The organism is Spirochaeta lutea (assembly GCF_000758165.1).
Taxonomy (GTDB): domain Bacteria; phylum Spirochaetota; class Spirochaetia; order DSM-27196; family Salinispiraceae; genus Spirochaeta_D; species Spirochaeta_D lutea.
The window spans coordinates 40,881-52,794 of the sequence record NZ_JNUP01000023.1 but is presented as its reverse complement, the minus strand read 5'-3'; the positions used below and the strand labels follow the sequence as shown (position 1 = coordinate 52,794).

Below are 11,914 nucleotides of genomic sequence, written 5' to 3'. Positions count from 1 at the left end.
CCCCGGTCCTACATAATCCCCTTGCGGATATTCGTCAGCTTTGCTTTTAACCGTGCAATGGCCTTGGTGTGGAGCTGACTAACTCTCGATTCAGTTACCTCAAGAACCTTCCCAATTTCTTTAAGAGTGAGATCCTCGTAGTAGTATAGAACTAGTACCTTTTTTTCCTTATCAGGCAGTTCTTTGATACTCTGCACGATGACTCTACGAATTTCATCTTTTTCGACTATTGTATCGGGATTCATCGAGTGGGGGCTTTCTATGCTGTCTGCGATGGAAACCTTATCGTTATCATCGCCTGTGTACCACACATCGTTCAGACTCATGATGGAGGTTCCCGATACCTTCATCATAGTCTTTTCAAACTCCTTGGAGGACATACCAAGTTCTTTGGCTATCTCTTCATCGGTTGCCGCTCGTCCCAGGGAGGATTCCAACCGCCGGATTGCATCTTCAACCTCCCTGCTTTTTTGGCGAACGGACCGGGGCACCCAGTCAATGGAACGTAACTCATCAAAAATAGCACCCCGTATCCGAGTAACCGCATAGGTTTTAAACTTTACATGTTTTTCTGGATCAAACTTCTCAATAGCGTCGAACAGGCCGAATACACCGTATCCCACAAGATCATCAAACTCCACGTTCTGGGGCATACCTACTGCGACCTTACCGGCTACGTATTTTACCAACGGGGCATACAGCCGCACGAGAGCATCCCGAATAGCCGGATCGCGTCGTTTTTTATAGTCACGCCAGAGGTCCTGTTCCTCTTTTTCTGTCATGAGCTGTTCAGCCATACCGGTTCCTTACTTTTCTTTCTTTAGTGCAGTTTGAATAGCCCGGGCAATCATAACGGGATCCATATCGCCATGCTGACTCGAAGAAGACGAACCCTGGGATGGTGAACCACCAGAAACGGAATCTTCTACATCCCCGGAACCACTGTCTTCTTCCTCCGATGAAAGTCCGACACTCTTACTGAAGCTATCTTCGAATCCGGATATATCTGGCAGACTATCTACACCGCTGTAGAAGGCCTCCTCATCAAAACCGGATTCTTCGGGAGCTTCATCAGCAATCTCTGTAACCGTATCAGAGTCCTCAGCAACCTCTTCAACCATCTCCTCTAATTCCGAAGCCTGATGGCGAGGCTTTTGTGGGGTGGATTCCGCACCCTGGGTATCGAACTCTTCGGAATCCTGCTCATCATCGATGACGATGTTTACATTACTGCCAGGACCGGGATTGGGAGCCCCCTGAACGAGGTCCGAACCAATATCCGAGATCCTGTCATTAGAATCACCCTCCGCGAATAATTCAGGCACAAAATGGGCTAATAACAAATGTACGCCCCCGGCGGCACCGCCGGCTACTGCAGCTGAGAGTAGAGCCCGCAGAAGTATAACACCGAAACCGTTTCCGGAAAGCAGCCCGAGGATGAAGGCTATAACAAAAAATGCGGCGGCTACTACTGTCCCAGTTTTTAGGTATCCTTTCATCTCTCCATTCCATTGTAACTGTTTACCGGCGAATAGACCAGCCAAAGTCTGGGGTTCTGGTCTCCCATTCCAAAAACGATTTCTTTTCCAGGGTTCAGCCCTGAGCTCCAAAGAGGCGCTTTAAAAATTGCCCGATTCCGCCGCCTTCCTTATACTCGACCTTCTCAAGCCGAGAAACTATCTGGTGTACGCAGGCGCTGGCCTTTCCTTTAGGGTCAACGACAGTAAAGGGTTTCTGTTTAAGGACCGATTGCTGCACCACGGGATCATCGTACACGTAGCCAAGGTAATCGACCCGGAGGTTTAAAAACTGACTGGCTATATTAATAACCCGTTCCGCAACCTTCTTGCCCTCGGTGACGGATTTTACCCGGTTTACTATGAGCTTCAGTCCAAGACTCATGCTCTCTACTTCTGTTGCAATGATTTTTATAATTCCGTAGGCGTCGGTTATGGCAGTTGGTTCCGGAGTGGTTACGATTATTGCCTCATCTGCAGCAGCGATGAAGGAGAGCACGTTGTTAGAGACCCCTGCTGAGGTATCTATGATAATGACATCCGCAGAAGATAATTCGGTGAGCTCCTTTATGAAGTTTTGCCGTTCATCCTCGGAAAGATTCGCAATTTTAGAAAACCCGCTCGCCCCGGCAACAATTTGGATCCCATAGTTTGTATCCATAATTATTTCCTTCATGGTTTTCTGCTTCCGGATGAGGTGGTAGAGATTGTATTTTGGGATGATGCCCAAAACGACGTTCACATTCGCCAACCCGAGGTCAGCATCCATGAGGATGACCTTCTTGCCCAGCTTAGCATAGGCGAGAGCAAGGTTGGTGGAGAGGTTGGTTTTCCCCACACCGCCCTTTCCACTGGCGATGGTAATAATACGTGTTCGCGATTTACCGACCTGGGGATTTTGCCTCATTATCTCCCGCAACGCTTCTGCCTGATCTGCCATATGTTACTCCGTTTCTAGTATGCCGAATGAATCTTCCAGTACAGTCCGGTCCAGTTTAAAACCGTCGAGACTGAGCAGTAGCCGCAATACATGGGCCCCCTGAATATCGTGGGGTACATTTTGACCGGTGGTAACATAACTCACCGTTTTATGCTTTTCCCAGAGTGCGGATATTATACTACCTACCCGGTTTGTTTCATCCATTTTTGTGATAATAACAGATTGGTACCCAAAGGGTTCAAACTGCTGGGATATTTCCAGCATATCGGAGTATTTCGTGGTGGCGCTCATGGCCAGATGGACCTCGGCAGTGGTACCGATCCCCTGAAGCAGGCTCCGCATCTTCCCCAGTGTCTCATAATCCTTCGGGCTTTTTCCAATGGTGTCAATGAATATTATGTCTGCATCATGGTATATGTCCAAGTACTTCCGGAGATCTCCGGGAGATTCCACAGCTGAGACGGGAATTTCCATGATCTCCCCGTAGGTCTCTATCTGCTGACGGGCGCCGATACGATAGTTATCTATGGTAAGAATCCGAACGTCCTGGCTTTTTCCTCGGGTGTGTATTCCCAAACGGTACATGGCGGCTAGTTTTGCAATGGTCGTGGTTTTGCCCACCCCAGTCGGTCCGACCAAAACGAAGATATTCGGCCGTTCCGGCTGCCGGGGGGTATGGACTGAAACCATCTCCCCAATCCAGAGGGCTATGGTTGTTTGCAGGCTCTCAAACTGATCTAGGGTTTCCACACTGAGATCCCGGCGCATTCTTGTGGTGATTTCCCTGGTAAAGGTTGGACTGAACTCATTTGCCATTAGAAGCTCGCGAATTTTACCGATGGAAGGATGTTCAACCTGGGTAGAAGTCTGGGACTGGGATTCCCCGGGAGAACGCGCCAGGGATTGCTTCAATTCACGAAACTCTTTGAGGAGCTCCTCCATGGATTGTTGGTTATCCCGTTTCGCAGCTTCTAGAATCCTGCGCTTCTCCTCTTCCAGATCCGGGTTCGGCCGTTTTGTAATCGGTTCATTTGCAATATAGCCTTGAATTTCTACAACATCCTTTTGGAACATACCCAGGAACCCCCCGGTTTTCGCCTGTCGGGTGGTTACTATTTTCGCGCGGCTTCCGTATCTGCTTTGAACCCGGTCAACCGCCTCTCGGTAGGTTGATCCCTGCTCGATAAAAAATTCGTTTTTGCTACCCATTACTCCACTTCTCATAGTTGTATCTCTGCAATGCCTTCTACTCTAATTTCATCAATGATTTCCGGTACTGAAAGTACAATCAAATCCGGTAAATCCCGCTTCGTGCTTTCCTTGACCAGGGGCCGTGCTGCTTCTTGGCATAGAATGATGGGGTAATACCCCTGCTCCTGGACACTTCTGACGGTGTTCAACACCCCGTTAATCCACCTTCTCTGTTCATCCGGAGGTAACCCGGATACAACTCCTCCCGCCGTTTCTAACCGCGAATCTATGATGGACTGCTCTAGGCTCGGTTCCAGGGTAATCACGTGGAGGGTCTTTTGTTCATCCACGTATTGCATGGTGATTTGCCGAGCCAGAGCCTGCCGGGTTTTCTCAATGAGAAATGATAAATCTTTCGTAAGTTTGCCATAATCGGCCAGGGTTTCCAAGATCGCCACCATGTTCCGAATACTCACCTGTTCTCTCAATAACCCTTGAAGCACCTTCTGCACTTCGCCTATACCTAGTACCCCCTGGATTTCTTCTACCACAGCCGAATAATCCTTTTTCAAGGTGTCCAGGATTGCCTTCACCTCCTGCCTTCCAAGAATTTCCGAGGCATGCCGCTTAATGAGTTCAGTTAGATGGGTGGCGATAATGGAGGGCGGATCGACCACGGTGTATCCAGAACGCTCCGCCCGATCACGCTGGTCCTCGGATATCCACAGGGCTGGTAAGCCGAAGGCCGGATCCCTGGTTTTTTCACCGGGGATTTCTTCGGTTACACCTCCGGGATTAATGGATAAGTACATGCCCATCCGCAGCATCCCCCGGCCTACCTCGACACCTCGTATTTTAAGACAGTACTCCGCGGGGTCTAACCGCATGTTGTCAATTATCCGAATTCGGGGAACCACGAGCCCCAGGTCCAGGGCAGACTCCCGGCGGATTTTTGTTATCCGTTCAAGAAGTTCGGCACCCTGATCCTTGTCAACCAGGGGTACCAGGCCGTACCCAAGCTCCAGGCTGATCGGATCCAGAGGGGCAACAGGGGAGATTTCATTGCTTTGATCGGCGGCAGCCTGCTCTTCTTCCGATTTTTTACCCATAACCCCCTCAGCCTCTCTCCGTACCTCTCTTCGGTTGAGCCGGTAGGCAAGGAATCCAGATGCAATTGACATGGGAAGCAGTACGTACCAGGGGAAGCCCGGCAGGAAGGAAAGAACGAGGAGAAAAATGGCGGCAATCCAATACACCCTGCCCTGTCTACTGAACTGTTGGGTCACATCACTTCCGAATGTACCGTCTGAGATAGAACGAGTAACAATGAGACCCGTCGCAGTAGATACCAGGAGGGCCGGAAACTGGGAAATCAAGCCGTCGCCGATGGTTAGGGAGATATAGGTATTGACCGCAACGTCCAGGGTTTCACCGTGGAGTGTCATGCCGACAATCATTCCGCCGACGATGTTTATGACGGTTATGAGGATTCCAACGGTAACGTTCCCCTGAACGAACTTGCTTGCTCCGTCCATTGCACCGTAGAAGTCTACCTCTTTTTGCAGATCGCTTTTACGTTTTTGAGCCTCGGCCTCGGTTATCAGACCGGAAGAATACTCCTGGTCTATGGCCATCTGTTTTCCCGGGAGGGCATCCAGGGTAAATCGTGCTGCAACCTCGGCAACCCTGGTAGCGCCCTTGGTAATAACCAGGAACTGTACAGCCACGACAATAATATAAATGATAATTCCGATCACGAGCCCCTGGGTACCCTCGGTACCAACAACGAAGTTCCCGAAGGCACGTACTAGCTGTCCGCCGAAGTCACTGCCCTGGGCAAGAATGAGACGCGTACTGGAAACATTCAATGCAAGGGAAAAGACCGTGGACACCAACAAAATGGTCGGAAAAATCGAAAAGTCCATAGCCCGCTGGGTGTAGAGCACAATTAATAGGATCAACAGGGTGATTATGAGGTTAAACGACTGAAACAAGTCCAATAGTACGGTGGGTAATGGGATGATAAGCATCATGACCACAACCACCACTCCCACAGCTACCAGGGCATCGCTACGGTCCTTTAAGAAGGCAGATCCGAGCATTGACGGTATATCACTCACTATACAGCCTCCTTCTTTTTGTTCATTCGGTAAATTTCCTTGAAGACAGCGACCACAGCCTCGTAGTAGCGCTCGGGGATGACATCGCCCAGGTCAACCTCGGCATGGAGGGCCCTCGCCAGGGGTCTGTTTTCTATAACCGGAACATCATGCTCAAAGGCAAGTTGCTTGATACGCTGGGCAATGGTATCCACTCCCTTCGCCGTAACCATGGGAGCCTGCATGGAGTCCATCTTATACTCCAGAGCAATGGCGTAATGGGTCGGGTTTGTAATGACCACATCAGCATTGGGTATTTGCTGCATCATGTTCTGGGAAAGGATTTCCCGCATCCGCTGACGAAGCCGGCTCTTTACTAGGGGATCACCCTCATAGGTTTTCCGTTCTTCCTTGATCTCCTGCTTTGTCATTTTGAGGGAATCCAGGTGCTGTTTGCGCTGAAAAAGGTAATCGAATAGGGATAATACCAGAAGGACGATGGCGGTTTGCAGCACCATCGAAAAGGCAATCTGGGCGATAAGCTGAAAGCTCTGCATAAAACTGACTTTCATGAGCTGCAGAAGCTTATTGAAGCTGCCTTGAATGTTCAAAATCGCAATGGTTGCAATGATGATAATCTTCCCAATGGATTTAAAGAGATTATAAAGCGCTTCGGTGGATAGCAGGGCCCGCTTGAAAAAATTAACGAAATTCGGAGCGATCCGTTTAAAGTCAGGCTTAAGGGGTTTGGTAGTGAATAAAAACCCAACCTGCATCAGGTTGCCCGCCAAGGCTGCTACGAAGCATACGAGGGCGATGGGCGCTACTAACCGGATAAAAAACGAGATAAACGCTCGATCCAGTACCCGGTCGGTTACCACATCCACCTCGGTTGCCAATCGGAGATAGTACCTGACCATCTCTCCCATAGTGTTTACAAAATACTGACCGGCCACCGAAAAGGTTATTATGGCAAATATCAGAATAATAGCACTGGTAACATCCGGGCTTTTCGCAACCTTTCCCTCTTCACGGGCCTTCTTTTTCTTATGCTCCGTAGGGTCTTCGGTCCGGCCCTCATCTTCAGCGGCGAACCACTGATAATCCATGGCACGGAAAAAGTCTTCATTCAGAATCTCAAGGGAAATCCGGGGTCGAATACCGTTTGCAGGGCAGGGTCTTGCCGATAAGCTCACCATCATGGCGTGACCTCCGATGGGATCCGGAGCAGGAAGCTCGCGGTTCGAAAGGCGTCCTCGATTAAACTGCCAAAGGTATCCATGAGGGGGGGTAGGACTATGAAAATCACCATGAAGGCAACAAAGATAGCAATGGGGAATCCAAGCATGAGGAGGTTCATCTGGGGAGCAGCCTTGGCCAGCAGCCCCATGGTAAGGCTCACCAAAAAGAGGGTACCCAGGATTGGGAAAGACAGAACTAGGGCCTGCTGGAATAACTTTCCCACACTTCCTACCAGGGCAGACATTAAGCCCTCGCGTATCAGCAGAAAGTCTTGGGCGCGGATGGTACGGAAGCTGTACTGGATTCCCCCGATGAACAGCTTCTGCATCCCCTGGGTGGTGAGAAAGATGAACATCGCAGCGAGGTTAAAGAATTGGCCCATAAGGGGAACCTCAACCTGGGCCAGGGGATCGAAAACCTGGGACGCACCGAACCCCATCTGCATGGAGAAAAATTGCCCCGCCGTTTGAAAGGCGGAATAGACCAGTTGGATTAGGAAGCCGTAGATTAGTCCGATCAGAATTTCTCCGATGAGAAGGGCAATCCAGAGCAGACTGATCCCGGTTACTATAACCTGGCTGCTGGCTGTCACCACAGGGAAGACAACAAAGCTGGTCATCAGGGCCAGAGCGGATCGCACCAAACCGGGTATCCCGGAGGATGACACCAGAGGGGCGACGGAGAGTAAGGCAAAGATACGTGCGAAAATGAGAAAGAACTGAGGTGCTTGTTCTAGAATCTCATTCCAATTCATTCCTATCCTCTTTTACCGTACCATACCTGGTATCTGACTGAATAATGCCACGGTATAGTTCATGAGCGTTCCGATCATCCAAGGTCCGAAAAACATAAGCACGATGAGAATGGCGGCAATTTTGGGTACGAAGGTAAGGGTTTGCTCCTGAATAGAGGTGGTGGCCTGAAAGATTGAAATGATCAGCCCCACGGCCATCCCGATAAGCAGCATCGGTGCTGAGAGAATCAGGATCTGAAATATGCCGCCGCGTAGAATTGTAACTGCCGTACCCATGTCCATTAGATCTTCCTCCTATCCAAAGCTTGCCACGAGCTGCTGGGTTAACAGCGTCCAACCGTCCACGAGAACAAACAGAATCAACTTAAAAGGCATACTTATCATGACCGGTGGAAGCATGATCATTCCCATGGACATGAGGGTGCTGGAAACCACCATGTCGATGATGATAAAGGGGATGAAAAGTAAAATTCCGATTTTAAAGGCCACGGTCATCTCATTTAAGACAAAGGCCGGTATAAGTACATGGGTGGGAACCTGGCTCAGGTTTTCCGGTCGAGGCAGATCCGAGAGGCGCATAAACAACCGGATGGAATCCGGACTGTTGCGCATCTGGCGGTACATAAATACCCTAAATTCCCCTTCAAGCCGGGTATACGCCTCTTCTATGCCGATCTCCTCATTCGCCATCGGCTGGTAGGCATTTTCATAGACTGCACTAAAGGTGGGCCACATGATAAATATGGTTAGAAAGAGAGCGACCCCCATGAGCACCTGAGTCGGAGGAACCTGCTGAAGCCCGATAGCCCGTTTGATAAAATCAAAGACGATAGCGATGCGTAGAAAACTGGTAGTCAGAATAATAATGGACGGAGCAAGGGATAACACAGCCAACACTAGGAGGAGCTGGACTGCCAGGGCCACCTCCTGGTTCCCCTGGGGCTGCCTGACGGATAGGTCGAAGAAAGGAAGAGGCAATTCCTCCCCTCCCTGCAAGATCAACTCAGGCGAAACAGCACTCAAACCGGTATCATCAATGGTCTGACCGAGGGTAGGTATAAGGGGCAGGAAGAGTCCCATCGCAATAAGTATAAAGCGTTTTGGACCTACCATTTTTTTAACCTCTCGCGTTGGTTTTGTAAAAAATCGTATCCTTGTTTCTGGTCTTGGTGCGGGGGTTTCACCTCCCCATCCGGGGTTTGGGCGGCTCCACCGGGCAGCCACCGGGAGAGCAAGGCGGAAAAACTGCGCCCCTGGTCTGCCTGGTTTTTTTGGGAATTGAGAATTATTTCTTGCTTGGTTTCGTCATCGGTGATTTCGGTTAAGAGTTGGAAGGACGAATCACTTGCCCCCAACAGGAAAATCTGGTTCCCGACCTCCACCAGATATAGATTTCGAGATCCACCCAGGGAGGTCTGTTCTCGAAGGGCAATCATACCTGATTCGGATTTCTGAGGCTTGTTGAGGCGCTTGAGCAGGTAATACAAACCGTAGATAACCAAGATGACCAGAACCAGGACCAGGACCATCCTGATGACATCGCTTAATCCAATTGCCTGGTATGCCGAGGAGTCTTCATCCTCTCCGGGCTGCACATCCTCGGCATCCTCCCCGGGGAAGGCCAGACTCTCCTCATCAGTGGGTACATAGTTCCCTGACCCGGAGGCACCTCTCGTGTTTGAGATTGAGATTTCATTCTGATTGGAATTGGGATCCGTAACAGCGTTGTTCTGCGCCTGGTTCGACTGTACAGCACCAGCTCCTTCCCCAAGGGTTGAGCCTGTAGATTCCGATGTCTGTTGTCCGAACACAGCACCCAGGGCTCCCAAACCCCAGGCAAGCGCCAACGCAACAATGGCGTAGCGTTTCAGTGTTCCCCTCCCTTTTACCGGGGGTGATCTGCAGTCACCCTTGTTCCAGTATCTTTACACTATTCTACGTCATATTATTAATTCTTTCCATAGTAGAAATGATCTCAGTGACACGAACACCGAAATTTTCATCAATTACTACTACTTCTCCTCGGGCAATGAGCTTATGATTGACCAAAATGTCCACTGGCTCACCGGCAAGCTTGTCTAATTCAATGATTGTCCCTTCACCCATTCCAAGGATGTCTTTAATCAGGCGCTTGGTTCGTCCTAATTCTACGGTCATCTCCATGTAGACATCCATGAGTAGACCGATGTTACCCTGCTCACCTTGGCCCTGGGCACCTTGGTTGAAGCTCGGAAATTGCACGGACTGAACCGAGGCGCCGTTACCCTGCATGGCCTGACCGCCTCCCTGGGCGCCTCCCCCTGACATGCCCCATCCTTCAAGGCCGGACATATCGGGCATACTTTGATTCTGCATATTCATGGCTTGACTCAGGGGATCATTGGAAGAGGATCCCCCAGACTTTCCCTTCTCCAGCATGGAAGCGACAGCTGGAAGCTCAAAATACTGGTAGATGGTACCTGCATCGTTGCCTTCGATACTCAGCGGGTAGGCAATCCGTAAGAACTTCTGTCCCCGGACGGCTGGCCTTCCGGTGAATTCCTCGCCCTCGGGAGGTTGAGTCATAAAACTCTTCCCTGTTGAATCCGAGAGAGCGGTAACCACTGGTCCGGAGAGGTTTGAAAACGCCTCCTGCAGGGCATTCATGGCGGCATCGTCCAGATCCACCCCATCCAGACCCATCATGGGTCCGGCTATACCGAGGGCCGTCTCCTTGCTGATCAGGTAGCCATGACTGCCGTCTACTCCGTCCTCGAGATCCAGATGGAGTTGTACGCCGCCATCTTCCAAACCGCCGGCTAGCTCAGCCTTGCTAAGCTGCTCGGATTTAGGGGCTCCAATGGTTACGGATTTGCCAAGTAGCATAGCAAAATTCGAGCCTTGAGTATCTACGGTTCCCTGGATGATAGAGATAAACTGCTTAACCTGTTGATCACTTAATCCGTCAGAACCTGCAGGTTTCGGTTCTTCCAAATCCATTCCGGTAGAACCCTGCAACAATGCATCAATTTCATCTTGAGAGAGGGATCCATCACTCATTCTTTTACTCCTTCGGTTGCCTCTATCATCGGCATAATCCGGTTAAACCTCATCGACCTCTGCTGCCAATTCCTCAAATTCATCGGCGTCCGGACCTTTAATCTGTTTAATAATCTGTACGGCCAGTTTTTTACCCATCAATCCGGGTTTACATAGGAATTTTGTTTTATTTCCAACGTTCAGAGACATAGCATCGCTTATCCGCACGTTCTGTAGACGAATGACATCCCCCACCCTCAGGGATAACACATCCCGCATTGTGAGCTGCAATCGCCCGATTTCTGCTACCACATCAACCTCAATTGCCGAGAGGCGATCTCGAAGGGTATTAAGGTTTTCAGTGGTGGTACCGCGGCGTACCGAGCTATACCAGTATTGGGCGGAAAGCTTTGAAATTATAGGCTCGATGGTAAGATAGGGGATACAGAAATTCATCATCCCCTCCACATCGCCGACCTTCGTCTCCAGGGTTACCAGAACGACCATCTCTGTAGGGGGGACGATCTGGGCGAACTGGGGATTCGTTTCTATCTGACCCAGCCGGGGCCGAAGATCGATAACCTGGCTCCAGGCTTCCCGCATGTTACCGAGAATCCGAACAATGATACCCTCCATGACGGACTGTTCAATATCGGTGAGATCCCTGGTTACCTTGGTTCCCTCACCCTTTCCACCGAAGAGGCGGTCAATGATGGAAAAGGTTATGGCTGGATCAATTTCCAGGATTGCAGACCCCTTAAGGGGATCCATATTTATTACCGCCAGGGTCGTGGGGTTTGGGATGGATCGGATAAACTCCTCGTAGGTCAACTGGTCTACGCTGGCAACATGGACCTGGACCAGGCTCCGCAGATTGGCTGAAAGGGAGGTGGTGGTTAACCGGGCGAAGGTTTCGTGCATGATGGACACAGTTCTGATCTGTTCCTTAGAAAACTTATCCGGTCGCTTGAAATCGTAAATTTTTATCTTACGATTAGAGCTTTCACTGTGAGTTGCAACGTCCTCTGTATCGATATCCCCAGATGAAATCGCGGTTAGTAGTTGGTCAATTTCGTCCTGGGACAAAACCTCAGTCATCTCGGGTTCCCCTTTTCATATTCAGTCCTAAGTTTTGCACACCTACCGTGGTTTT

At 50.1% G+C, this 11,914-nt stretch carries 12 protein-coding genes; all 12 read right to left on the bottom strand.

Going from position 1 to position 11,914, the window contains the following annotated elements:
* Positions 1-8 precede the first annotated feature (8 nt).
* A complete protein-coding gene (gene whiG, locus DC28_RS02395; RefSeq protein ID WP_037545389.1) occupies positions 9-797 on the bottom strand; it encodes an RNA polymerase sigma factor WhiG in 789 nt (262 codons plus the stop codon).
* A 9-nt stretch (positions 798-806) separates the two neighbouring features.
* A complete protein-coding gene (locus tag DC28_RS02390) occupies positions 807-1,499 on the bottom strand; it encodes a hypothetical protein (RefSeq protein ID WP_037545385.1) in 693 nt (230 codons plus the stop codon).
* A 94-nt stretch (positions 1,500-1,593) separates the two neighbouring features.
* Positions 1,594-2,457, bottom strand: a complete 864-nt coding sequence (locus DC28_RS02385; RefSeq protein WP_037545382.1) for a MinD/ParA family protein — start codon at positions 2,455-2,457, stop codon at positions 1,594-1,596.
* 3 nt (positions 2,458-2,460) lie between these two features.
* Entirely contained in the window at positions 2,461-3,666 is a 1,206-nt protein-coding gene (gene flhF, locus DC28_RS02380; protein ID WP_052078349.1) for a flagellar biosynthesis protein FlhF, read from the bottom strand.
* 11 nt (positions 3,667-3,677) lie between these two features.
* A complete protein-coding gene (flhA, locus tag DC28_RS02375; RefSeq protein WP_037545376.1) occupies positions 3,678-5,768 on the bottom strand; it encodes a flagellar biosynthesis protein FlhA in 2,091 nt (696 codons plus the stop codon).
* A complete protein-coding gene (gene flhB / locus DC28_RS02370) occupies positions 5,768-6,949 on the bottom strand; it encodes a flagellar biosynthesis protein FlhB (RefSeq protein ID WP_238565750.1) in 1,182 nt (393 codons plus the stop codon). The genes flhA and flhB overlap by 1 nt, the downstream gene beginning before the upstream one ends.
* Positions 6,946-7,743: a flagellar biosynthetic protein FliR gene (gene fliR / locus DC28_RS02365; protein ID WP_037545373.1), complete on the bottom strand. Its 798-nt coding sequence runs from the start codon at positions 7,741-7,743 to the stop codon at positions 6,946-6,948. The genes flhB and fliR overlap by 4 nt, the downstream gene beginning before the upstream one ends.
* A 12-nt stretch (positions 7,744-7,755) precedes the next feature.
* Positions 7,756-8,025 (bottom strand): flagellar biosynthesis protein FliQ, encoded by a 270-nt coding sequence (gene fliQ, locus DC28_RS02360; protein ID WP_037545370.1) that lies wholly within the window; start codon positions 8,023-8,025, stop codon positions 7,756-7,758.
* Between the two features lie 12 nt (positions 8,026-8,037).
* A complete protein-coding gene (gene fliP / locus DC28_RS02355) occupies positions 8,038-8,823 on the bottom strand; it encodes a flagellar type III secretion system pore protein FliP (protein ID WP_156104542.1) in 786 nt (261 codons plus the stop codon).
* A gap of 26 nt (positions 8,824-8,849) precedes the next feature.
* The gene (gene fliO / locus DC28_RS15085) at positions 8,850-9,554 is read right to left on the bottom strand and encodes a flagellar biosynthetic protein FliO (RefSeq protein WP_156104541.1); all 705 of its coding nucleotides are present in this window, start codon (positions 9,552-9,554) and stop codon (positions 8,850-8,852) included.
* A 124-nt stretch (positions 9,555-9,678) separates the two neighbouring features.
* Positions 9,679-10,782 carry a flagellar motor switch protein FliN gene (gene fliN / locus DC28_RS02345; protein ID WP_037545364.1) on the bottom strand — a complete coding sequence of 368 codons (1,104 nt, stop codon included), beginning with the start codon at positions 10,780-10,782 and terminating at the stop codon, positions 9,679-9,681.
* A 42-nt stretch (positions 10,783-10,824) separates the two neighbouring features.
* The gene (gene fliM, locus DC28_RS02340; RefSeq protein WP_037545361.1) at positions 10,825-11,859 is read right to left on the bottom strand and encodes a flagellar motor switch protein FliM; all 1,035 of its coding nucleotides are present in this window, start codon (positions 11,857-11,859) and stop codon (positions 10,825-10,827) included.
* Between the last annotated feature and the right edge of the window lie 55 nt (positions 11,860-11,914).